Annotated in this window: 26 protein-coding genes; 13 read left to right on the forward strand and 13 right to left on the reverse strand. The window is 36.7% G+C overall.

Going from position 1 to position 24595, the window contains the following annotated elements; translation table 11 throughout:
* Window positions 1-14 precede the first annotated feature (14 nt).
* From BUE24_RS01140 to BUE24_RS01180, 9 genes are all read left to right on the forward strand, one after another.
* A complete protein-coding gene (locus BUE24_RS01140) occupies window positions 15-1067 on the forward strand; it encodes a phosphotransferase family protein (protein WP_073312750.1) in 1053 nt (350 codons plus the stop codon).
* Window positions 1068-1075: 8 nt separating this feature from the next.
* Window positions 1076-1711: a transglutaminase-like domain-containing protein gene (locus BUE24_RS01145; protein WP_073312752.1), complete on the forward strand. Its 636-nt coding sequence runs from the start codon at window positions 1076-1078 to the stop codon at window positions 1709-1711.
* 32 nt (window positions 1712-1743) lie between these two features.
* Window positions 1744-2127 (forward strand): DUF1330 domain-containing protein, encoded by a 384-nt coding sequence (locus BUE24_RS01150; protein WP_084549350.1) that lies wholly within the window; start codon window positions 1744-1746, stop codon window positions 2125-2127.
* Window positions 2128-2137: 10 nt separating this feature from the next.
* Entirely contained in the window at window positions 2138-2893 is a 756-nt protein-coding gene (locus BUE24_RS01155) for an SDR family NAD(P)-dependent oxidoreductase (RefSeq protein ID WP_073314389.1), read from the forward strand.
* A gap of 36 nt (window positions 2894-2929) precedes the next feature.
* Window positions 2930-3937, forward strand: coding sequence for an NADP-dependent oxidoreductase (locus BUE24_RS01160; RefSeq protein WP_073312754.1), 1008 nt, complete (start codon window positions 2930-2932; stop codon window positions 3935-3937).
* An 11-nt stretch (window positions 3938-3948) separates the two neighbouring features.
* Window positions 3949-4926: an NADPH:quinone oxidoreductase family protein gene (locus tag BUE24_RS01165; protein WP_073312756.1), complete on the forward strand. Its 978-nt coding sequence runs from the start codon at window positions 3949-3951 to the stop codon at window positions 4924-4926.
* 12 nt (window positions 4927-4938) lie between these two features.
* Window positions 4939-5676 carry a 3-oxoacyl-ACP reductase FabG gene (gene fabG / locus BUE24_RS01170; RefSeq protein WP_073312758.1) on the forward strand — a complete coding sequence of 246 codons (738 nt, stop codon included), beginning with the start codon at window positions 4939-4941 and terminating at the stop codon, window positions 5674-5676.
* A gap of 77 nt (window positions 5677-5753) precedes the next feature.
* Window positions 5754-6221: a MaoC family dehydratase gene (locus BUE24_RS01175; RefSeq protein WP_073312760.1), complete on the forward strand. Its 468-nt coding sequence runs from the start codon at window positions 5754-5756 to the stop codon at window positions 6219-6221.
* A gap of 76 nt (window positions 6222-6297) precedes the next feature.
* Entirely contained in the window at window positions 6298-7122 is an 825-nt protein-coding gene (locus tag BUE24_RS01180) for an alpha/beta hydrolase (RefSeq protein ID WP_073312762.1), read from the forward strand.
* A gap of 1 nt (window position 7123) precedes the next feature.
* Here the strand turns inward: BUE24_RS01180 and BUE24_RS01185 are convergent, their stop codons facing one another.
* The 5 genes from BUE24_RS01185 to hutH form a co-directional block, all read right to left on the reverse strand.
* Complete coding sequence (locus BUE24_RS01185; protein WP_073312764.1) at window positions 7124-7600, reverse strand: hypothetical protein; 477 nt, start codon at window positions 7598-7600, stop codon at window positions 7124-7126.
* Between the two features lie 724 nt (window positions 7601-8324).
* A complete protein-coding gene (gene hutG, locus BUE24_RS01190) occupies window positions 8325-9272 on the reverse strand; it encodes a formimidoylglutamase (RefSeq protein WP_073312766.1) in 948 nt (315 codons plus the stop codon).
* Window position 9273: 1 nt separating this feature from the next.
* Window positions 9274-11277, reverse strand: coding sequence for a urocanate hydratase (locus tag BUE24_RS01195; RefSeq protein ID WP_073312768.1), 2004 nt, complete (start codon window positions 11275-11277; stop codon window positions 9274-9276).
* 10 nt (window positions 11278-11287) lie between these two features.
* On the reverse strand, window positions 11288-12547 hold the full coding sequence (gene hutI, locus BUE24_RS01200; protein WP_073312770.1) for an imidazolonepropionase: 1260 nt from the start codon (window positions 12545-12547) through the stop codon (window positions 11288-11290).
* Between the two features lie 41 nt (window positions 12548-12588).
* Window positions 12589-14169 (reverse strand): histidine ammonia-lyase, encoded by a 1581-nt coding sequence (hutH, locus tag BUE24_RS01205; RefSeq protein WP_073312771.1) that lies wholly within the window; start codon window positions 14167-14169, stop codon window positions 12589-12591.
* A gap of 83 nt (window positions 14170-14252) precedes the next feature.
* Between hutH and BUE24_RS01210 the strand changes: the two genes are divergently transcribed.
* Both BUE24_RS01210 and BUE24_RS01215 read left to right on the forward strand, forming a co-directional pair.
* On the forward strand, window positions 14253-15137 hold the full coding sequence (locus BUE24_RS01210; RefSeq protein WP_073312773.1) for a LysR family transcriptional regulator: 885 nt from the start codon (window positions 14253-14255) through the stop codon (window positions 15135-15137).
* Between the two features lie 147 nt (window positions 15138-15284).
* Window positions 15285-15917: a porin family protein gene (locus BUE24_RS01215; protein WP_073312775.1), complete on the forward strand. Its 633-nt coding sequence runs from the start codon at window positions 15285-15287 to the stop codon at window positions 15915-15917.
* Window positions 15918-15995: 78 nt separating this feature from the next.
* On the opposite strand, the gene BUE24_RS01220 is transcribed toward BUE24_RS01215, so the two are convergent.
* The 6 genes from BUE24_RS01220 to BUE24_RS01245 all read right to left on the reverse strand — a co-directional run bounded on the left by BUE24_RS01220 (window position 15996) and on the right by BUE24_RS01245 (window position 20168).
* Window positions 15996-16364, reverse strand: coding sequence for a SnoaL-like domain-containing protein (locus tag BUE24_RS01220; RefSeq protein WP_073312790.1), 369 nt, complete (start codon window positions 16362-16364; stop codon window positions 15996-15998).
* A 99-nt stretch (window positions 16365-16463) separates the two neighbouring features.
* The gene (locus BUE24_RS01225) at window positions 16464-17771 is read right to left on the reverse strand and encodes a cryptochrome/photolyase family protein (RefSeq protein WP_073312792.1); all 1308 of its coding nucleotides are present in this window, start codon (window positions 17769-17771) and stop codon (window positions 16464-16466) included.
* 2 nt (window positions 17772-17773) lie between these two features.
* Window positions 17774-18475: an SDR family NAD(P)-dependent oxidoreductase gene (locus BUE24_RS01230; RefSeq protein ID WP_073312794.1), complete on the reverse strand. Its 702-nt coding sequence runs from the start codon at window positions 18473-18475 to the stop codon at window positions 17774-17776.
* Window positions 18476-18487: 12 nt separating this feature from the next.
* On the reverse strand, window positions 18488-18982 hold the full coding sequence (locus BUE24_RS01235; RefSeq protein WP_073312796.1) for an SRPBCC family protein: 495 nt from the start codon (window positions 18980-18982) through the stop codon (window positions 18488-18490).
* Between the two features lie 81 nt (window positions 18983-19063).
* Window positions 19064-19420: a hypothetical protein gene (locus tag BUE24_RS01240; protein WP_073312798.1), complete on the reverse strand. Its 357-nt coding sequence runs from the start codon at window positions 19418-19420 to the stop codon at window positions 19064-19066.
* 88 nt (window positions 19421-19508) lie between these two features.
* A complete protein-coding gene (locus tag BUE24_RS01245; protein WP_073312800.1) occupies window positions 19509-20168 on the reverse strand; it encodes an MIP/aquaporin family protein in 660 nt (219 codons plus the stop codon).
* A 128-nt stretch (window positions 20169-20296) separates the two neighbouring features.
* On the opposite strand from BUE24_RS01245, the gene BUE24_RS01250 reads away from it, so the two are divergent.
* Window positions 20297-21139 (forward strand): DUF2911 domain-containing protein, encoded by an 843-nt coding sequence (locus tag BUE24_RS01250; protein ID WP_073312802.1) that lies wholly within the window; start codon window positions 20297-20299, stop codon window positions 21137-21139.
* A gap of 72 nt (window positions 21140-21211) precedes the next feature.
* On the opposite strand, the gene BUE24_RS01255 is transcribed toward BUE24_RS01250, so the two are convergent.
* Window positions 21212-22189, reverse strand: a complete 978-nt coding sequence (locus BUE24_RS01255; protein WP_073312804.1) for a Gfo/Idh/MocA family protein — start codon at window positions 22187-22189, stop codon at window positions 21212-21214.
* Between the two features lie 227 nt (window positions 22190-22416).
* Between BUE24_RS01255 and BUE24_RS01260 the strand changes: the two genes are divergently transcribed.
* Window positions 22417-22749: a hypothetical protein gene (locus tag BUE24_RS01260; protein WP_073312806.1), complete on the forward strand. Its 333-nt coding sequence runs from the start codon at window positions 22417-22419 to the stop codon at window positions 22747-22749.
* Between the two features lie 6 nt (window positions 22750-22755).
* Here BUE24_RS01260 and BUE24_RS01265 read toward each other — a convergent pair whose 3' ends face one another.
* Window positions 22756-24483: a sodium:solute symporter family protein gene (locus BUE24_RS01265; protein WP_073312808.1), complete on the reverse strand. Its 1728-nt coding sequence runs from the start codon at window positions 24481-24483 to the stop codon at window positions 22756-22758.
* Window positions 24484-24595: the final 112 nt, after the last annotated feature.

A 24595-nucleotide genomic window follows, 5' to 3' on the forward strand; every position in this document is an offset into this window, starting at 1 on the left:
AAACCCACCAAAATATGCAAAACGTACGTAAAGGCGAAGAACTTAATGAAAAGGAGTTAAAAGCTTTTCTGCAAAAAGAAGAATTGATCAACGATAATACTAGTGATTGGAAAGTGACTCAGTTTACTCATGGGTATTCCAATCTGACGTATTTAATAGAGATTGAAAATAAAGAATATGTACTGCGAAGACCTCCATTTGGAGCGATAAAGAGAGGTCATGATATGGGGCGAGAGTTTAAGGTACAATCCGGTATTCAAAAAGCTTTTCCAAAGGTGCCTCATATGTATGCGTATACAGAAGATGAGACTATTCTTGGCTGTCCCTTTTATATAATGGAAAAGGTTGATGGTATTATTCTGAATGTAAAGGAGACGAAAAAAAGAAATGTATCTGCCGATGAGTTCAAAACCATAGCCAACGCTTGGTTAGATACATTTGTGGCATTACATAATGTAGATTATAAAGAAGCTTCACTAGAGGATTTAGGAAAACCCGAAGGTTATGTAGAACGGCAGGTTTCGAACTGGGGTAAACAATATCTTAAAGCTGCTACAGACGATGTCCCTGCTGCAGAAAAAGTAATGAAATGGATGCAGGAACATCAACCCAAAACCTACGCACACAGCTTGGTGCACAACGATTTTAAATACGATAATGTAGTTTTTAAGGATGATAGCTGGACAGAAGTAAATGCGGTATTGGATTGGGAAATGGCAACCCTAGGAGATCCTATGATGGATTTGGGTACGTCGCTTGGATATTGGACTATGGCTAGTGACCACCCCTTTGTACAGCAAGGAATTCCATCTCCAACCATAATGGAGGGAAACCCAGGGCGAAGTGAAATTGTAGAACTATATGCACAAAAGAGCGGTAGACAAATTGATCATTTGGTTTTCTATTATGTATTTGGTTTATTCAAAATTGCGGTGATTGCTCAGCAAATCTACTATCGATACAGTAAGGGACTCACTACGGATCCTCGCTTTGCACAATTGAATAAGGCTGCAGAGTTGTTATGTAACCTCTCGTTACAGGCCATTCAGAAGAACAAAATAGATTAAAAAGTAATATGGAATATTTAGAACATACGTATTATTTAGATTATAAATCCAAGGAGATTCAGGAGCTAATTGAAGAATTTGATACTCAGGATTTATCTTCTAAAGAAAAAGCAATAGGATGGTACTACAAAGTAAGAGATCAATGGAAATATGATCCTTACAGTATTCATCTTTCGAAAGAAAAATATAGAGCCAGTGAAGTGGCAAAGCAAGATTACGGACATTGTGTAGATAAATCCATATTGTTGATTGCTGGATTAAGAGCTTTAGGAATTCCTGCGCGAATACACCTGGCCAAGGTAAAAAATCATATTGCGGTAGAACGACTTACAGAAAAATTTGGTACCAATGAATTGGCACCTCATGGTATGGTGGATCTATTTCTTGAAGGAAAGTGGCTAAAGGTTTCACCGGCGTTTAATAAAGCATTATGTGAGAAATGCAATGTCGCTCCTTTGGATTTTGATGGAGAACAAGATTCCATGTTTCATGAGTATGACCGTGTTGGAAACGTTTTTATGGAGTATGTAGAGGATTATGGGCATTTTGAAGATGTTCCTTTCGAGTTTATGATAGCAACCTTGGAAACGAACTATCCTGATATCATGAAGATTTCTGAAGGGTTGGAAATGTTGAAAGTATAATGGTTTGAGTATAAGAATTTAAATAACAAAAGATGAGTCAATCATATATAGAAGTAACGCCAGAAAAGTTTAAAGAATTCATAGATTTTGAAATCGAAGGTCCGTTTCAAATGTTGAATCTGTTGAAATTTAAAGAAAAAGTAAATGAAACAGGGACTTCTGGAGCAGAAGCTTATCTGGAATATATGAAAGCAGCAACACCTTTTTTTCAAGATTCTAAAGCAAAAATTATATTCAATGGAAAACCCATGTTTAATATTATTGGCCCAGAGAACCATTTAGAATGGGATAAGGTTTTGATTGTAGAATATGCCAGCAAACAAGACTTTTTGGGAATGATTACCAAAGAAGGGTATCCTGGTCACCTTAGAACAAGAGCATTGGAAGACTCTAGATTAATTTTATGTACCTCTTAAAATGAAATATATGCAAGTAAAAGATAAAATAGTAATAGTAACAGGTGCCGGATCTGGTATAGGAGCAGCAACAGCAAAGCACTTTGCAAAACATCAGGCCAAAGTAATTGTTTCTGATATCAAGGAAGAAAAAGCTCAGAATATTGCCGATGAGATTAAAAGTGAAGGAGGAGAAGCGACGGTAATTATGGCGAATGTGGCCAAATTTGAAGATGTAGAACAATTAGTCGCAAAAACCGTAGAAAAGTATGGGCAATTGGATGTGATTGTGAATAATGCAGGTATTGGACCAAGAAACATGGCAAGGACAGGTGAGTATACCTTGGATGATTGGGATAGTGTAATTGCAGTAAACCAAACCGGAGTTTTTTATTGCATGAAAGTAGCCTTGCAACAAATGGTAAAACAAGGGGGAGGGAATATCGTAAATATCGCTTCTTTGGCAGGTTTAAAAGCTTCGTTGAATAATCTTTCGTATTGTGCGAGCAAATTTGCAGTCGTTGGGATGACCAAATCGGCAGCCTTGGAATATGCCACAAAAAATATTAGAATTAATGCAGTTTGTCCTGGCTATACAGAATCTGCACTGTTGGATAAGTTATTATCCGTAAGACCAGATATGGATCAGCGCTTGAAGAGTGTGATTCCTATGAAAAGATATGGGCAAGCCGAAGAAATAGCAGAAGCTGTGGTATGGCTGGCTTCAGATACAACCAAATTCATTACAGGCCAAACCATCACACTAGATGGAGGAACCTCTCTATAAAAGACAACTTTTAAAATTTACACAAATAAAAAGATAATGAACAATAAACAACTGATTTTCAAAAAACGACCAATAGGATTACCAGAACAAGATACATTTGAGTTGCAAACTAATCCGGTACCAGAACTCAAGGATGGAGAAATATTGATAGAACAACACTACATATCTCTGGATCCGGCAATGAGAGGTTGGATGAATGAAGGAAAATCATATATAGAGCCTGTACAAATCGATGATGTAATGCGAGCAGGATCTGTGGGTAAAGTGATTAAGAGCAACAATCATCCTAAGTTTAAAGAAGGCGATTTTCTTACCGGATGGGGAGGTGTACAACAGTATACCGTTTCTGATGGTGCGAATTGGTATCAGGTAGATCCAAAGCTGGCTCCTTTGCCAATGTATATAGGTACATTAGGAATGCCAGGTATGACTGCTTACTTTGGTATCACCGAGGTGGGTAAAATCAAAGAAGGTGATGTGGTATTGGTATCTGGAGCGGCTGGAGCTGTGGGTAGTATAGTTGGGCAAATAGCAAAAATAAAAGGATGTACTGTGATCGGTATTGCTGGGGGAGCAGAAAAATGTAAATACATAAAAGAAGAGTTAGGTTTTGATGGTGTTATTGATTATAAATCTGAGAACATCTATTCTGGATTAAAACGAGAATGTCCTAAAGGAATTGATGTATACTTTGATAATGTAGGAGGTGAAATTTTGGATGCTGCTTTAGCCAGACTCAGAATGCATGCACGTATAGTCATTTGTGGTGCAATATCTCAATACAACAATAAAGTAGCGATCAAAGGACCAAGTAATTATTTGTCCTTGTTAGTCAACAGGGCTACTATGCAGGGTATGGTAGTGATGGATTATGCAAAAGACTATGGAAAAGCCGCTATGGAAATGGGTGGTTGGTTAATGCAAGGAAAACTAAAAAGCAAGGAAGATATTTATGAGGGTATTGAGAATTTTCATGAAACTTTTTTACGATTGTTTTCTGGAGAAAAAATGGGGAAATTAGTACTAAAAGTAAAAGAAGATTAACATCACGATCTATGAAAGCAGTAGTATGTAAAGAATTTGGCCCACCATCTAGCTTGGTCATTGAAGATGTCCAAAGCCCGGTTCCTGGTGAAAAGGAAGTATTGGTGCAGGTAAAAGCGTGTAGCGTTAACTTTCCGGATACACTTATTGTTCAAGGGTTGTATCAGTTTAAGCCTGAATTGCCGTTTACACCTGGTAGTGATGTTGCCGGTATTGTAAAGCAAGTAGGAGAAAAGGTAACACATCTTCGACCTGGTGATGAGGTATTCGGTTTTGTAATGCATGGCGGATATGCAGAAGAAGTCGTGATGCCAGGAAATGCTTGTTTTAAAAAACCGCCTATGATGGATTTTCCTGTAGCTGCGTCATTTATGATGGCTTATGGGACATCTTATCACGCCTTAAAAGATAGAGGAAAACTGCAAGAAGGAGAAACCTTATTGGTGCTGGGAGCGTCGGGAGGAGTAGGTCTGGCTGCAGTAGAATTAGGAAAGCTGATGGGAGCAAAGGTTATTGCCGCAGCATCTTCAGACGAAAAACTGAATCTATGTAAAGAATACGGAGCAGACGAAACCATTAATTATTCCAAAGAGGATCTAAAAAATAGAATTAAAGAACTCACCAACGGAAAAGGGGTTGATGTGGTCTATGATCCTGTAGGGGGAGCTTATGCAGAACCAGCCTTGAGAGGAACTGCCTGGGAGGGGCGTTACTTGGTTGTTGGGTTTGCTGCGGGTGATATTCCCAAAATACCATTAAACCTAGCACTGTTGAAAGGGTGCGCCATTGTAGGAGTGTTCTGGGGAAGCTTTGCCATGAAAACACCTCAAAAAAATCTTGAAAATGCTATGGAATTAATGCAATGGTATGGGGCAGGAAAGCTAAAGCCTCATATTCATAAGATATATCCTTTGGACGAGTCTAAAGATGCGTTGCATGCCATGATGAATCGAGAGGTGAGAGGCAAAGTAGTAATAGAATGTAGTTAAGACCATAACAAAATGAGACTAAAAGAAAAAGTAGCCATCGTAACTGGTGGAGCTCGTGGAATAGGAAAAGCGGTTGCAGAGCTCTTTGCAAAAGAAGGAGCGTCTGTAATCATCTGGGATCTGTTAGAAGATGGAGCTAAAACGGCAGATCAAATCCAATCTAATGGAGGGCAGGCAGAGTTTGTGAAGATATCTGTGACCAACAAAGAAGCTATTGAAAAGGAAGCAGACAGGATTTTTCAGCACTATGGAAAAATCGATATACTGATTAATAACGCAGGGATTACCAAGGATCGAACGTTGCATAAAATGAGCGAAGAAGAATGGGATGCCGTGGTTAATGTAAACCTAAAAGGCGTATTCCTTTGTACACAGGTTGTTTCACAATATATGAAAGAAAAGGGGTACGGGCGGATTGTTTCTGCTGCATCCAATGTGGGTTTACGAGGTAATTTTGGACAATCTAACTATGCGGCTACCAAGGCTGGTGTAATCGCAATGTCCAAAACTTGGACTTTAGAGTTAGGGAAATATGGGATTACAGCCAATGCTCTTGCGCCCGGTTTTACCTTGACCGAAATGACGGATCAAATCCCTAAAGAACATATCGAGGGGATTAAGAAACAGATTCCATTACAGAAAGCAGCTACTCCTTTGGATATAGCGTATGGATATTTGTATTTGGCTTCTGACGAAGCTTCGTATGTGTCTGGTATTTGTTTGACCATCGATGGAGGAATATCCAGGTAAGATGCGAGTAGCAATTACCTCTAATCACTCAATTACAATTTCTTTGAATCAGAATTATACTTCAACACCAAATGAGTATGGATCAACTAGTTTGTAAAAATTTTGAAGAGTTCAAAACCTACGAAGGAAAATCACTTCCGGTTGGACAATGGGTTTTGGTTACCCAAGAAATGATAAATGCTTTTGCAGATGCTACGCTCGATTATCAATGGATACATGTAGATGTAGAAAGAGCACAAAAAGAATCACCATTTAAAAAACCTATTGCGCATGGGTTTATGTCTATATCCTTATTGTCAAAAATGCTAATGGACTTGATGGTAATAGAAAGTTTTGCAATGGGAGTCAATTATGGACTTAATAAGGTTAGATTTCCTCATCCAGTTCCTGTTGATTGTAATCTTAGGTTGCATAGTAGTATTCAAAAGATAGAGCCTTATGCAGAAAAAGGATTAAAAATTACATGGGATTGCACTGTAGAGATTCAAGGTATAGAAAAACCTGCCTGCGTAGCAGAGTTTGTATCCCTGATGTTTGAAAGCTAAGTGATCACTATGCGTTATTTTCTGCGAATAAATTCGGAAAAACCTGACAAATCAGAAAATCTCGTATATTTAAGGCATGCAGCATCAAGAATTCTATGTAGCCTATCATAAGCATCAAATCTTTAGTCAATATTGGATACCAAATGAAAGTAAAGCTATCGTTCTTTTAGTGCATGGAATGGGAGAACATTCTGCTCGGTATACAGATTATGTCATTCCAGAGTTATTGGCAAAGCATATTGCAGTAATTACCTACGATAATTTTGGTCATGGTAAGAGTAGTGGAAAAAGAGGGCATTGCCCAGACTATTCTTCACTTATGGAACTCATTGGTATGATGATCTCTAAAACTGAATCTCTTTTACCTAATACCCCAATTTTTTTGTACGGTCATAGTATGGGGGGCAATTTGGTGATCAATTATGTCTTAAAACAAGATCCAAAAGTAAATGGGGTAATATTGTCTAGTCCTTTTTTTAGATTAGCATTTCAACCTCCAACCTGGAAAATGTCAATGGGTAAGTTGTTACAACATATAGCTCCGTCGATAACATTACCTTCTGGATTAGATACAAAAGCCATATCAAGAATACCTGAAAAAGTGGAGAAGTATGAACAAGATCCTCTGGTTCATGATAAAATAAGTCCGAATTTTTCTTTCCCTATTATGGAAGCTGGAAAGTGGGCAATGGATCATGGAAACTTATTACAAAAACCAACCCTTGTATTTCATGGAACAGATGATCGTTTGATTGATTATACGGCTACCCAAGAATTTTCTGAGAAAAGTGATTTAGCAGACTTGGTACTATTTGAAGAAGGATACCATGAATTGCATAATGACTTGGAAAAAGAAAAATTATTAGCAACAATACTAAAATGGATCGACAAACAGCTATAAATTAATCTATAAAATCATTGAGTTGTTGTTGATAATCATATTGTAGATCCTCGTGAAGCTTTACTGTCTTTTTTTTGATACTCAAAAGCTCTCGCTGCATGATGTTTTTAAGCACCGTGCTTTTTTTGATATAAGGGGTAAAGTCTTTCAATTTTTGACAGAAGTAGAGTAAGAGCTCAATTTCGGTTTCTTTATTTTTAGAATACCTGATGTATTTCTTTATCATTCGTAAAATCTTCCGAACACTTTTCTTGATGTAATGATAAGATTTGGTGTTGATAGCATCAAATTCTTCATCAACCAGATTTTGTATGGCCTGGATATAAGCTTCTTCATTACTGGATTCGAACAAAATATAGGTAAGTAACTCTTTATTCTCCTTTTTGAACCTAGAGAGTTGTAAGCAAAGTTCCATTAGTTCTTGATGAGAACGATGGGTAAGCTCCGTCTTGATTTCTTTAATAGTCGCCGTATTCATGGTAGCAATTTATCCAAAAATTACAGTTTGATGCTATAAATAACCTCAAATTGTCCAGTGGTGGAGATAGAAATGACAAAACGGAGAAATTAAGTTGAGGTTATTAACAGCTTGAGCTCGTGATATATATCGTTATTTGCAGTTATTAACATAGTTATTAACAATTTAAATAAGAAATAACTTACATTTTTTAAATAAATGTTATTAAAAATATCTTTTTATCGATATAAAAATTGTTTTCAACAAATAATTAACATTTAATAAACATTAAATTTGGTAATTTGTTGATAACATGTTAATTTAGTGACAGATAATCTTAAATCACACAGTCATGAATACATTTTACTCCCTATTAGGACTAAACTTTACAAGTATTGTAAATTTTTTAAGACAACTTCCTGGAGCCTCAAGCTATGCGATTCGTAAGTAATAATAGTTTCAATAATATTTGGGTACGATATGTGATAAGCTTGTTTACAGGAGTTTACAAGAATTATTAGAAAGTGTTTCCCCCTTTTTTGATTTGCCCTATAACCCTTCTTATGCACATTTGAAGGGTCTTTTTTTATGATAAAATGTGATTGATAGTAGATTATCTAATCAATTCTGGTATTCCTTTGTAGAATGTACTGTTGATAGCAAAACTAAAACGTAGTTATTAACAAAAGGATCAGAACGTATGTTTCCATACCCAGATCAAGAGGTTACGGAAATAAGAAGTGGTTTACGTTAAGTTTTGAATAATGTGATAAATCAATCTTGCTGCCAGTTTAGAGGTACAATGATCAATATCGTATTTGGGATTAAGTTCTACCAGATCCACACTGACTAATTTTTTTGAATTGCAAATCTGAGTTATGGTTTCCAGGGCAATGTCTACCGAAAATCCAAATGGGGAGGGCGCACTTACTCCGGGAGCATAAGCCGAACTAAACCCATCAATATCGATCGTGAGATAAATATAATCTACAGAAGAAACAAAATGTCCTATGATTTTTTCTACCTTTTCAAGATGTTTCATATTGAAAGCGGTATTCTCGATATACGAAACATTAAGTTCTGCTGCAGTATCAAATAATCCCTTATGATTTGAAGCTTTTTGAATACCTAAACATAGGTAATTAAATTCCTTATTTTCTTCGGCAATTTGATAGAATGGTGTTCCGGAAGTACTTTGATCAATCAGAGGTCTTAAATCAAAATGGGCATCCAAATTGATGATTCCAATAGTAGCATCTTGAAATTTCGTTTTAATGCCGTTAAAATGCGGATAAGCAAGATCATGTCCACCTCCTAAAACGATTGGAAATATGTTATGCTGTAGTAATTGAGAAATGCAGTTTGTAGTAACCTGATGCGTTTTTTCTAAATCCCCGTCGGTGCACCTTATTGTACCAGTATCCACAATTTCTGTATCACTATCAAAATGATTTGCTAGCGAAGCTAAATTTGCCCGAATGCTATCTGGTGCTTGAGCCGCACCAACTCGGCCTAGATTTCTTCGTACGCCTTCATCACAAGCATATCCCAACAAACCAAAATATTTTTTATCTTTTTGCAAAGAAATTTCATGGTCTAGATCTAGTAGCTTTATTTTTTCATGGAAATACAACTCCTGATCAGAATTCCGTCCTTTCCAAATGGTAGCATCTGGTTGTATATATCGTTTCATATTAGTCAATTAGATGATCAACAACCTCTTCTTCAACCAAATTAGGTAATGTTACTTGCAATGAAGGAGTACGTTCCATTTCTCTTTTGATAGCAAATATGGCTTCTTTATTTCTGGCCCAACTTCTTCTTGAGATTCCGTTGTTTACATCATAGAATAACATTTTATTTAACCTTTCCGAAGCATCTTTAGAACCATCTAACACCAGACCAAAACCACCATTCATCACTTCTCCCCATCCTACACCACCGCCATTGTGTATGGACACCCATGTTGCTCCTCTAAAGCTATCTCCGATAACATTATGAATCGCCATATCTGCCGTAAACTTACTACCATCGTAGATGTTACTGGTTTCGCGATAAGGAGAATCTGTACCACTCACATCATGGTGATCTCTACCTAGTACAATGGGAGCAGTGATTTCTTTATTTTTTATAGCTTGATTAAATGCTTCAGCAATTTTCATTCTTCCTTCTGCATCGGCGTATAGTATCCTGGCTTGCGAACCTACCACAAGTTGATTTTCTTTGGCTTCTTCTATCCAGGTAATATTATCTTGCATCTGCTGCTGAATTTCTTCCGGAGCTTCATTTTTGATAGTTTTCATTACCTCAAGGGCAATTTCATCCGTTTTCTCCAAATCACCTGGATTTCCTGAAGTACACACCCATCTAAACGGTCCAAATCCATAATCAAAACACATTGGTCCCAGAATATCCTGAACGTAAGATGGATATTTAAAATCGATTTTATTCTCAGCCATAATATCGGCTCCAGCTCTCGAAGCTTCTAAAAGAAACGCATTACCATAATCAAAAAAGTAAGTCCCTCTAGCCGTATGAAGGTTGATTGCAGCTGCATGCCTTCGTAGAGATTCTTGCACTTTCGTTTTAAAAAGCTCGGGATCATTACTAATCATTTTGTTAGCGTCTTTATAACTTACGCCTACGGGATAATATCCGCCAGACCATGGGTTATGCAGGGAGGTTTGATCAGAGCCTAAATCCACATAGATTTCTTCTTCATAAAATCGCTCCCATACATCTACAATATTTCCTTGATAGGCTATAGAAACTATCTCTTTTTGTTGTACTGCTTTTTGAACACGAAGTACTAAAGCGTCTATATGATCTACAATTTCATCTACCCAGCCTTGCGAATGCCTTTTTTGTGCTGCATCCGGGTTGACTTCTGCGCAAACGGTAATACAACCTGCTATATTTCCTGCTTTGGGTTGGGCACCGCTCATACCACCCAGTCCAGCGGTTAGGAAAATTTTACCTGCAGATGTTTCATTAGGTTTAAGTGTTTTTCTAAATGCATTCATCACGGTAATGGTAGTACCATGAACGATTCCTTGTGGACCAATGTACATATAACTCCCGGCGGTCATTTGTCCGTATTGTGTAACTCCTAAAGCGTTATACTTTTCCCAGTCATTTGGAGTAGAGTAGTTGGGGATCATCATTCCGTTGGTAACAATTACCCTTGGCGCATCTTTTGAAGAAGGAAATAAACCCATAGGATGTCCAGAATACATATGCAAAGTCTGCTCTTCGGTCATTGTAGCCAGATACTTCATCGTGAGTAGATATTGTGCCCAATTCTGAAAAACCGCACCGTTTCCACCATAAGTGATCAGTTCGTAAGGATGTTGGGCTACAGCCGGATCCAGATTGTTTTGGATCATCAGCATTATTGCACCCGCTTGTGATGTAAGAAACGGGTATTCACTGATTGGACGAGCAAACATATCATAATCAGGCATAAAACGATACATATAAATGCGACCAAACTCATTCAATTCACTCAAAAATTCTTCTGCAAGTTCCTTATGCCAGGTTTCTGGAAAATACCGCAAAGCATTTTTGAGCGCTAACTTTTTTTCTTCGTTAGAAAGGATTTGTTTCCTTTTTGGGGCTCTACTGATTTGCGGATCATATTTTTTCTTTGGCGGTAATACGTCGGGAATTCCTTGTAGTATTTGCTCTTTAAATGTCATAGCAGTGTTTTTAACGGTGAGTTGAATAAATGAGTTCTCCTTTTTTCCATACCTGAGCAGGTGTAAGTTTGCCCTGATGATAAAAGATTTCGTTATAATGATCTGTTTCAAAAAGGTTGAAGTCGGCAAGCATATCTGGTACCAATCTTCCCCGATCGGATAAATTTAATGCTGCTGCTGCTCTGTAGGTGATTCCAGCCAATATTTCTGCATTACTTAATTTTTCGAAAGTTCCCAGAATTGTAGCTTGAGTTAATAAATCTCCCATTGGAGCAGATCCTGGATTCCAGTCACTCGCAATGGCTACTATTCCGCCTGCATCTAAAATTTTTCTGGCAGGAGTAAAATTACATCCCAAACCGATAGAAGCCCCGGGTAAGGCTACTGCAACGACATTACTTTTGGCGATCATTTCAATTTCATCTTCTGTACTGGCTTCTAGATGATCAGCACTAATAGCATTAATATTTACGGCTACTTCGCTACCTCCGGTACTAAATTGATCAGCATGTACGGTAATATCAAATTCCATGGCCTTTGCTTTTCTGAAATACGGATAGATATCAGACGGCATAAAAGCGCTTTTCTCTATAAAAGCGTCAATTCTATTGCTTAAGTTTTCTTCTTTAAGAATAGGGAACAGTGTATTACTAATATGTTCTAAGTACGATTGATGATCTCCTTCATAATCTTTGGGGAGCATATGCCCAGCCAAACAGGTAGCAATAAGATCAGCTTCGGTATTGAGGTTTGCATTTTTGATGGCCCTCAACATTTTTAACTCTTCTGGAGTAGATAATCCATATCCGCTTTTTACCTCTATTGTGGTTATTCCTTTTTTCAACAAGAGATTAGCTCTTTTGATTACATTGTGAGATAGTTCCTCTTGAGTGGCATTCCTGGTCTGCATCACGGTATCCCAGATGCCTCCACCTGCTTCTGCAATTTCAAGATACGACTTCCCTGCATTTCTCATTGCATAATCCCGAGCTCTGCTTCCTGCGAAACAAATATGAGTGTGGGCATCAATAAATCCAGGAACACAAACATGATTGGCTTTAAGTTCAACCATTACCACCTTTGCGTTCAAGGCTGTTACCTTTTCTTTTAGTTCTGAATAGCTTCCTATAGCATCAATTTTATGGTTTCGGATGAGTATTCCGGCATTTTCAATAAGGTTCAAATTTTCGTCCTTCACTGATCCTTTGAGGGATAATTTCTCCAAACCAATCAATTGTGTGATGGGACCAATTAGTTTATACTTTTCCATACGCGTTACTTATTGTTTTCCTGTTAGTTTGCTATTATTGATTAATAGACTTCAAATTCTTCAGAGTATTGCGTTTCAAGAGATACATTTTTGTTTTTTGATACCTGATCGGCGATCGTTGTTATAGTTTTGTTTTTAATCATTTTTATTCCTTCTTCAATATCATCTGCAAATACACGGTCCTTTTCAGCAAAAGGAACATGTTTTCGAATTTCCTGATGAATTTTGTCCAGAATGATTCCGGATTTCATTGGTTTTCGGTATTCGAATGCCTGCGCAGCAGTAAGTAGTTCTATTGCAAGAATTTTTTCAAGATTATCAATAACTCTCAAGGCTTTTCTACCTCCTATGGATCCCATACTTACATGATCTTCTTGACCCAGAGAGGTAGGAATACTATCGGCACTGGAGGGGAAACAAAGCCCTTTGTTCTCACTGGCCAAAGCCGCACTGGTATATTGAAGAATCATATACCCTGAGTTGATTCCTGTATCCTCCATTAATAATTTTGGGACGCCTGGTGAATTTCCTTCTAAAGCCAAATAGATACGACGATCGGAGATGTTTCCTAATTCTGAAGCAGCCAGACACGCATAATCAATAGCCATGGCCAACGGTTGACCATGAAAACTACCACCGCTTATGGTTAATTCCTCGTCAATAATAATTGGGTTATCTGTTACTGAATTCAACTCTACTTCTAATAATTCTTTAAGATGCAACCAGGCATTTCTGGAAGATCCATGTACTTGCGGGATGCAACGCAAAGAATAGGGATCCTGTACGCGATCACAATCAATATGATCCTCCATAATTTCTGAACCTTTTAATAGAGATTTTACTTTTGAAGCCACGTGGATATTTCCTTTAAAAGGGCGTAATTGATGAAGCTCTTTGTAAAAAGGTTTTACCGAACCTTGTAATCCCTCGATCATCATGGCTCCGATGATATCAGAATGGGATAAACAATTGTGTAATTTGGCCACTAATTGTACAGCATGCGCAGCTATAAATTGTGTGCCATTGATCAAGGCTAATCCTTCTTTGGGGCCTAAAGCAATAGGATCCAGACTTAGACTGTCAAATAATTCTTGAGTGGCAATTACGTCACCCTTATAGTGTACTTTCCCTAATCCAAGTAAGGGTAAAAATAGGTGGGATAAAGGAGCTAAATCTCCAGAAGCACCTACAGAACCTTGACTAGGAACAACAGGAATAGCATCGTTGTCGATATGCCAAAGAATACGATCCAAAGTTTTTTCTGCGATTCCAGAATATCCTTTTGACAAAGATTGTGCTTTAAGAATGAGCATTAGCTTCGCAATTTCGGTATCAATAGGATCCCCAACACCAACACTGTGGCTTTGTAAAATATTGCTTTGTAATATATTGGTTTCTTCTTTTGATATTTTGGTAGTACAAAGTGGGCCAAATCCTGTGTTAATTCCATAAACGGGATCGCCTTTTTCTACTATGTTTTGAACGGTACGCTCGCTTTGTCGGATTTTCTCTCTGGCAGTATCCGAAATCGATGCTTTTCTTTCACCTCTAGCGATTTGCAAAGCAATCCCCGCGGTTAAAAAGTCTTCTCCAAATAAAAAATGGTGCGCTGTTGTTGACATTTATTGTTGTATGATTTGTTAGTACTAAATTAATGGTTACATTTAATAATTAGAAATACCATTTATATCAATTATTAATAACTATGAGTTATCAGTTAGAACTTAGACATTTTAGTTATTTTCTTGCCGTAGCCGAAGAATTACATTTTAGGAAAGCTGCCGATAGACTGTTTATTTCTCAACCTGGATTGAGCAGACAAATCAAGCAGATGGAAGAGATCATTGGAGCTAAATTATTTGTTAGAGATAAAAGAAATGTAGCGCTTACCGCAGCAGGAATATTTCTAAAAAAAGAATTGGAGTATATTTTTAATCATATTGATTTTACCGTAAAGCAAGCTCGATTAGTTGATCAAGGGAGTACAGGAGAGGTAAGGATAGGATTTTTGGGATCCGCCATTCAAACGGTGATACCAGATATCCTGGTACAGGCTAATCGGGAATACCCTAATATTCAATTTAGCTTGGAGGAAATGTCTAATTATATGCAGGTAGAAGCTATACAGAAAGATCAGTTGGATCTTGGTTTCGTTAGATTATCCAGGGTTCCTGATGGGCTAAAAATGAAGACTGTGCATACAGATTCGTTTTCATTGGTGTTGCCCAAAGAACATCATTTAAGTTTGAAAACGTTTAAAAATATTGCTCAGGTGGCAGAGGAAAATTTCATTCTGTTTTCTTCTGATTATAGCTCGTTGTACTATAATAAAATTATGAGTATCTGTGAGGATAAAGGATTTACTCCCAAAGTGACTCATAAATCTGTACATGCTCAAACTATTTTCAAATTGGTAGAAAGTGGTCTAGGAGTGGCCATCGTACCTACGTCATTACAGTATGGCTTTAATTTGGCAGTGAAGTTTCTTGAGATCCCAAAAATTCCTCAAAAAGCAGAGCTTTCGGTGATTTATAAAAAAGACAATCGTAACCCAGCTCTGTCAAAGATAAAAGCTATTATCGATGTTTGATTGTTTTATACAAGTATAATTATTTTTTTTATTTCTGGATCGGGTTGTTTACTTTTGAAAACGTAATTAAATTGTAGTTTCTTCGTTTATTACTGAGAATGAAGAAATTCTAACAACCAAATAATAATTGCTCCAAATTAGATTACTATGAATAAACGAATATTTTTCCTTGTTCTACTTGCTGGTTTTTTATCCCAAAAAATGACTAGCCAAGTTGAATCTTTTCAAATGGGATTAAAAGTTGGATTGAATGTGGCAGATGTAGTTGGTGACGGGACCGATGATCTTGATGTACGAACAAGTGTACACCTTGGATTGGTTGCTGAAATACCTATCATAGAGATCCTAGCTATACAACCAGAATTGTATTATTCTTTCCAGGGATATAAAGCAGATAGCCCAGAACCAAATTTTGAGGATGAAACCTTAAAGTTGGATTATATTTATCTTACTCCGACGATCAAGTATTATCCATTCTACACCGCTCCAGGTTTTAGTATTGAAGTAGGGCCTCAGGTAGGATATTTAACTTCTGCAATTCTTGAACGTAAAAATACTGCTAATGGAGGTACAGAAACTTCTGATGTAGATTTGAAAGAGTCTTTTTCCGAAATCGACTTTGGTGTGAATCTGGGATTAGGGTATCAATTTGAGTTCGGAACCTTTTTTCAAGCCAGATATAACTTCGGAATTGCTGATATCGATGATATTGAAGGATTGGAAGACGAAGCTTCAATTAGAAATGGAGTATTTCAAGTTTCTTTTGGATACAAGTTTTAGGAGACAATAACATACAGATATAAGAACTAAAAGCCTGATGATTATCAGGCTTTTTTAATTTTTAAGGAACACCTTGTGCTATTGTGGAGGCATAGTGTAGAAAAACTGTTCTTCGGTAATTTTACCATCGTTAACTTCGTAAACACAAAGCTCTTCTATTTGCATACGACCTTGCCCTTTAAAAGTACAATCCATTTTCATGGTAAGACTAAAATGATTATCGGCTACAAGAGGGTCAGAGATTTGGCCTCCGTGATACTCTTCTACGGTAGCATACCAGTCCTCACTTTTTTTGATCACGGCTTCTTTACCCGCGGTCACAGAGTTAGGGTATCCTGGCATTTCTTTGCTTACAACCTTGGTGTCATAAAGTTCGCTTATTGCCTGCATGTTTTCTCCCATACGACAAAGTTCTACTAAACGGTTGGCAACTTGTTCTGTAGTCATTAGAATTTGGATTTATTGATTATGCATATTGTTTTAAGTACTTCAAAATACGAAAAACATCAATCCCAAATATTAAATAAAATGTTATATTTTAATTAGTTAATCCAGTGCTTCCTTGTAGGTTTTTAAACAGCGTTCTCTCGCCATCTTGTGCTCTACCATAGGATGAGGGTAAGTGAGTTCATTAAGGTCTTGTACCCAAGTTTTAATGTACTCAAGATTTTTATCAAATTTGGTAATCTGCGTTGTGGGGTTAAATATTCTAAAATAAGGCGCTGCATCCACACCAGAACCCGACGCCCATTGCCAATTGCCTACATTGGCAGAAAGATCGTAATCCAATAGTTTTTCCGCAAAGTACGCTTCCCCCCATCTCCAGTCGATCAGTAAGTGTTTACAAAGAAAACTAGCTACAACCATGCGTACACGATTGTGCATGTAACCAGTTTGATTTAATTCCCGCATTCCTGCATCTACCAAAGGGTATCCAGTTTCTCCATTTTTCCACTTTTCAAAATCTGCTTCATCGTTTCGCCATTCTATGCGATCGTATTTAGGTTTGAATGCATGATCCTTGGTTTTGGGATAATGCCATAGAATTTGCATAAAAAACTCTCTCCAAATCAGCTCAGACCAAAAGACTTCATTGTTTTGTGAAATTGCTTTTTTTACAATTTTTCTAATACTTACTATTCCAAAGCGCAAATAAGGACCTAGTTTTGATGTTCCTTGTTCTTTGGCCGGGAAGTTCCTGGTATCTTCATAATTGTCAATTAAGGTAGGGGAGACGTCAAATACAGGAACTTTGATGCTTGAGGGTTCAAACCCCATTTCGGCTAAGGTAATTTCAGGAAAATGAATATCCTTTACCGTATTACCAAGATATTGTTCTGTAGCTACCGATTGTATCAGATCAATATGGAACAGTTCTTTCCATTTATTTTTGTATGGTGTATAGACTACATAAGGATTTCCATCCTTTTTTAGAATATCACCTTTTTCAAAAATGACTTGATCTTTGTATGTCTGAAATCGAATATTTTTTTGGGTAAGAAATTCCGCTATTTTTTGATCTCTTTCTCGGGCATAGGGTTCATAGTCATGATTCGTATATACCTCTTTAACATCAAAATTAGTAGTTAATTGATTGAGCACTTCTTCGGGAGTACCATAAAACTTGACCAAAGAGGATTTGTGTTTTTGATGCAGTTCTTGATTTATTCCTTCTAAGGTATTATAAATAAAGGAAACCCGTGCATCATTTTTTGGTAGGTGATCCAAAATCTTTTTATCAAAGATAAAGATAGGGAGGACAGGATATTCCGATTGTAGTGCGTTAAATAAACCAATATTATCATCTAGTCGTAGATCTCGTCTAAACCAGAATACAGAAATAGCTTTACCCATTATTAATTTACGTTTAGGGTCGACATTCCTCCGTCAACACCGATAACTTGTCCTGTAATCCAACTACTGTCGTCACTGAGTAGGAATCGTGCAATATTGGCAATATCTTCTGCTTGTCCTACTCGTTTCATTGGGTGTCGATTATTCATCAATTCTTTCTTTTTTTCGTTTCCTAATAGACGTTTAGCTAGTGGCGTTTCGGTTAAGGAAGGTGCAATAACATTAACCCTAAATTGCGGAGCATATTCTGCTGCCAGTGCTTTTGCAAAACCTTCTATTGCTCCTTTTGCGGCCGCGATACTGGTATGAAATGGCATTCCTACTTTTACGGCTACGGTACTGAAAAAGATTAAACTTGCTTGCTCAGAATTTTTCAGATTTGGTAAGATCGTATGAATAATTTTTACCAAAAACATGAAGTTGATTTGCATATCTTCCTCGAAAGCTTTGGGATCCAGCATTTTGAAAGGTTTCAGGTTAATACTCCCAGGACAATAAACAAAGCCATCAATTCTTTCTGGTAGGGCAGAAGGATCTATTTCATCCTTGGAAGCGTCATAAGGAATATGGGTTACTTCTAGATTTCCCAAATTTTCAGAGGTTCTGGACGCGATATATATATTGTGTTCGCTATATAGTTTTAAAGCAATTTCGAAACCAATACCATGGCTTCCTCCGATCAATAAAATATTTTTTCTTTTCATATTCCCAAGGGATTAAGTAAATAGGATTTGGTAGTTGTTATTAGACTCTAAGGTACCAAATAGTTCTTCTAATTTATGTTTTCTATAATTAAAAATCTCTGTTAGTTTGGGTTTAACCAATATAGGATGAACCATTTGTCCTAATAGTCCAAAAGGAACTTTATAATCAATGATATCTTCCATCTCTACACCGCCAGGGATTTCTTTAATAAAGTGTTTATGATGCCAAAGGGCGTATGGACCAAACCTTTGTTCGTCCACGAAGTATAATTTGTCCTGAACATGAGTAATTTCGGTAACCCATTTGTTTTTGATTCCCGCAATTGGAGTCACAATGTATTGAATGATTTGACCAGAATACATTTCTCGGTCTGCACCAGAGACGATTTCGAACCCCATATAATCAGGAGTAATCGTTTTTAAGTTTTTTGGGTCTGAAAGAAATTCCCAGGCTTGATCTACAGAAATAGGTAGGTTTTGTTTTGCTCTTAGGGTATAGATTTTCATACTTCAATAATTTGAAGTAAAAATACAATCATTTTGTTTAACTAAAAAGGTTAAATTGTTAAACAAAAATAAATTTTAACATTAGAAGTAAGCTTCTGCCCACGAGATTGCTTCGTCAACACAGCTAAAAAACACGAAAGATTTACCATATAACTCTTGTTCCATAATGGCTTTGTTTCTTACTTCATCATCTTTAGAAACTATAGCAAGGCCCTTCATGTTAGATAATTGGCCTTGTTTATAAATGTCGGTACTTACGTTGTGTTTAAATTTTCTATAACTGATCATTAAAAAATCCTGAGATTTATAATGCTCACGTAGCTTGTCTCTTATAATAGATGCTCTATCAAGGGTAAGATCTACATTTTCGTTTATAGTGAGGATAACAAATTGATCATGTAACTCCATCTGGCAAAATTCGTTCGAAAAATGCTTCATAAGGGGGAAATAGGTTAATTGTATGATAAATATATGTTAAAAATAAGGAGTTATGCAAATTACAGGGGCTAGAAAAAGCTAATAAATCTTAACAATCGTCACAGCAATTATCTGGTTTCACAATTCTGCAGGTTAAAACAGCCAGTAAAGCTCCAATTACCGGAGCGATAAAATATAGCCATTGATACTCCCAGTGCCCAGATAATAGTGCAGGTCCAAGGGATCTTACGGGGTTCATTGATGCTTTGGTTACTGGACCGGCAAACATAGCTTCTAACAGCACAACACCTCCAATAGCAATACCGGCCATTGTTCCTGTTTCTTTAGACCCTGTAGATACATTGATGATAACCACCATTAGAAAATAGGTGAGTAGTGTTTCGAGAACAAAAGCTTTATAAGGATCTATTGAAGGTATGGTGCCTCCGAGAAATTCACTCTCCGGAAATAGAAAAAGCAATACCGAACTTGCTAGGATAGCACCAATGCATTGTGCTAAAATATATTTGGGCACCTCTTTCCACTCAAACTTTTTTGCGTAAGCAAAAGCTATGGTAACCGCAGGGTTAAAATGAGCACCAGATATTTCACCAAAAGCATAGATCATGGCCATAACAATAAGTCCCCAGGTAATGGCTATTCCTACATGAGATACATCGCCTCCTGTAACTTCATTAATAGTCATGGCTCCAGTACCACAAAATATCAAACTAAAGGTTCCAATGGTTTCTGAAATGTATGTTCGCATAATTTTTATTAAAACGAGACAAATATACTATTCCTTATTTTAAGTTTTTGTTAACTCATTATGTATGTGTAATCCTTATTTTCGTTACCGTTATTATTGAAACAAATCACAAACTAAATTAACACACAATGAAAAAAATTGTCTTATTTCTTTCTGCTGCGCTCTTGTCATTTGGCATAGAAGCACAAGTAAAAACTCCTCAACCTAGTCCTTCTTCTAAGATTGAGCAGGTTATTGGATTGACTGATGTTGCTGTAGAATATTCTCGACCTAGTATGAAAGGAAGAACTATTTTTGGAAACCTAGTTCCTTATGATAAATTATGGAGAACAGGTGCAAACAAAAATACGCAAATCACATTTGGTGATGATGTAAAAGTAGAAGGTAAAGAGCTTAAAAAAGGTACTTACGCGATTTTTACTAAACCAGGAAAAGAGAACTGGGAAGTAATTTTTTATAGCGATGCAAATAACTGGGGTACTCCAAGAAAATGGGATGATTCTAAAGTGGCTGCTACTGCGACTGTAAAAGCAAATACATTACCTATGAATGTGGAAACTTTTACGATCATGTTCAGTGATTTTACCATGAGTGGTGCAACAATGAACATTATTTGGGCAAATACTGAGGCAGCGGTAAAAATTGAAGTGCCAAGTAAGAAAAAGGCATTGGCTAGTATCGAGCAAGTTATGGCTGGACCATCTGCAGGAGATCATTATCAAGCTGCAGTTTTCTATAAAGAAATCGAAAATTTTGATAAAGCTGCGGAACATATTGACAAAGCAATATCGATGAGAAAAGAACCTGCGTTCTGGTTTCACAGACAACAATCTTTGATCTATGCAAAAAAAGGAGACAAGGATGGGGCAATAAAAGCTGCTAAAACGTCGTTAGAATTAGCAGAGAAGGCAGGAAATGCCGATTACGTAAAATTGAATAAAGATTCCCTTGCAGAGTGGGGGGCTAAATAATCACTCTTTTTCACACACACAAATCAAAAAAGCGTTCCAAACCAACTGGAACGCTTTTTTCTTTCGTATTTTTTAATACTGAAGACCTACTTCATTTCTTACAGTATCCAATAATTTGATTAACTGTAGACTTTTTTCAAAAGTCATGATGTTGCTCTCAGTCCGCTTTTGAAGTAACATTTGGTGTACATGTTCGGCTTCAAAATTGTATCCATTAGTACTTACCGGAAATTCAAATAGTTCTGTTTTACCATCTTTTTCAATAGTTACCGAAGAAGGTTCATGAAAACGACTATTGATCATAATCGTACCGTATTGCAATTCGATCTTTGCTGTTGTTTCAGTTTGTTGTGTGATTGCACTAAATAAATTAGCCTCCACGTCATTTTGATATTTCAGTATCATTCTGCACTTATGATCAACACCAGTATCTCCAATTTCTGCTTCTGCTTTGATACTTTCTGGGTACCCTATAAGACTTAATGCAGCAAAAAGTGGATAAATACCTACATCCAATATGCTTCCTCCACCAAGGCTTTTGTTGAAAATTCTTCCGTTGGGATCAAATGGAGCAGAAAATCCAAAATCTGCTTCAAGATTTTTAATTTTACCAAGTTTCTTAGAGTGGATCAATTCCAATACATATCGATAGTGGGGTAGGAAATATGTCCAGAGTGCCTCCATCAGAAATACGTTATTAGATTTGGCAACTTCAATCATCTCGGTAACTTGCTTCAGATTCATTGCAAATGGCTTCTCGCACAATACTGCTTTTTTGTGATTGAGGCAAAGTATGGTGTTTTCATAATGAAACACATGAGGTGTTGCAATATAAATTACTTCAACATCAGGATCTTTAACCAATGCTTCGTAACTACCATAACTCATTGTACTTTTGAATTCATCTCCAAAGCGTTTTGCCTTTTCTTGATCTCTACTAGCTACTGCATAGAGTGAAGCATTTGGAACCGATTGTAAATCTTCTGCAAATTTTTGAGCGATTTTACCGCAACCAATAATTCCCCATTGTATAGATTGATTTGAAGACATAGAAGATATTTCGTTAATAGTGTTATCAAAAATAGTTAAAAAGGGCTTGTTTTCTTCTCATAAAAACAGGTAAATAGCTGTTCTTTTTTGTTTTTGTTATCGAATTGATACTACGAGTTTATTTTGTTGAAATATTCGTAATTATCAGATTTAAAACTACTTAAGTTTTGTGAGTTTATGTTAAATTCCTTATATTTAGGTAATTCTCACCTTAAAACCTTATTACCATGAATAAATCAGCCACTCTAGAAAACAAGTCCATTAGGCAACCTCATTTTATGAGATTGAATTTGATGAATCGAGAACTAACCAGAATGTTGGCTCGATTACATTCTTACCAATGTGAGCCTTGTACTTCTGAGATGTATGATAAGTTTTTAAGGTTAAATCATGATGGTCATAGTCTGCAGGATACCATAGAAAAAATAAGTAAAGTATTAGATAGTACTACAAAGTTTCCTAAAGCTATACTGGATGAAATAGATGCGGTAATGCAGCGATATCACGGGTATCAAAAATCACTTACTTCTTACCTTTCTGAAGCGATTATTCATCATTAATACCAATTAACTCACATTTTGTAATTCTTTCAAAGGATCATTATTTGATCCCATTATGGATTGTATCATAATGGCGATACCCATAACGAGGACACACCCAAATAGGTTTAACCATAAATAGGGCATCCAGTCATTGTACCATCCTATGATCACAATTACTTGAGTGATAATAGCTGCGATGAAGGTGGCATTGCTTTTTACATACTTTATAAAGAAAGCAAGTAGGAAGATACCGAGTACGTTTCCATAAAAAATAGAACCTATGATATTGACAAGCTGAATCAGGTTGTCGAATAAATTAGCAAAACAAGCCACCAAAATAGCGAGAATACCCCATAAAAGGGTAAAAAGCTTTGACGCATTAACAAAATGCTTATCGGTCTTATTGGTTTTGACATTACGTTTGTATAGATCGATTGCCGTAGTAGACGCCAGCGCGTTTAATTCTGAAGCGGTAGATGACATCGCAGCAGACAAAATTACCGCCAAAAGCAAACCAATTAATCCTCTTGGTAAGTTGTTTAATATAAAATGTATAAATACATAATCTTTGTCATTGGTCTCTACATTAGCATCGGCTTTTTCGATTAGAGTTTTGGCTGCTTCACGATTAGCAATATCTTCAGAATTCAATGTTTTAATTTGATTTTGCAAAGCTGTTGTACGTTCTATATTGTCAGTATCCCCTTCGTTTAGATGTTGTACATATTCACTTTGTACTTTCTTTTTTTCGGTATATACCTGCTGATTTTCTGCTTCTAAACTTTGATACGCCGATTGGTATTCCGAGCTTTCAATGACTTCTTTGGCCTTTGGGTTAAAATTAAGTGGAGAAGGGTTGAATTGATAAAAAACAAAAACCATAACTCCAACCAATAGAATAAAGAATTGCATGGGTACTTTTAGAAGTGCATTAAATAGCAAACCTAATTGACTCTCTTTAATCGATTTTCCCGACAAATAACGCTGCACCTGACTTTGGTCTGTTCCAAAGTAGGAGAGGGCCAGGAAACTTCCTCCTATAATTCCACTCCAAAACGTATAACGATTGTCCATATCAAAGGAAAAATCCAAAATATCCATCTTACCACTGGCACCCGCTATTTCCAATGCTTTGCCAAATGTCACTCCTTCTGGCAGATAACTTATGATTAAGAAAAAAGCAATGAACATCCCCGAAAAGATAATGGCCATTTGTTGTTTTTGAGTCACACTTACTGCTTTGGTACCTCCAGTAACTGTATAGATAATTACCAAAACTCCAATAATAATATTGAGCGTAGTGAGATTCCAACCCAGAACAGCAGATAAAATAATAGCAGGAGCAAAAATGGTAATCCCTGCAGATAATCCTCGTTGTACCAAAAATAGGATAGCCGTCAAACTTCTGGTTTTGAGATCAAACCTGCTTTCCAGATATTCGTAAGCTGTATATACATTAAGTTTATGGTATAAAGGAATGAATATCATACAGATCACCACCATGGCGATAGGAAGTCCAAAATAAAACTGAACGAATCCCATTCCGCTATGAAATGCTTGTCCTGGAGTAGATAAAAAGGTTATCGCACTGGCTTGAGTCGCCATTACAGATAAACCTACTGTCCACCATTTTGCTTCGTTGCCACCGCGGATATACTCTTGAACATTTTTACTTCCTTTGGTTTTCCAGGCTCCATAAAGCACAATAAACAATAAAGTGATGATGAGAACTATCCAGTCTATACTTTGCATAGTGTTTGATTAGGTGGGTTGAAAAATTTTAAACTAAAGCTATTTATGAAAACTTTGCAGTGATGAGATAGAACAAAAGAATATACACTGCATTTGCAATGAGTATCATCGA

The organism is Aquimarina spongiae (assembly GCF_900141785.1).
GTDB classification, from domain to species: domain Bacteria; phylum Bacteroidota; class Bacteroidia; order Flavobacteriales; family Flavobacteriaceae; genus Aquimarina; species Aquimarina spongiae.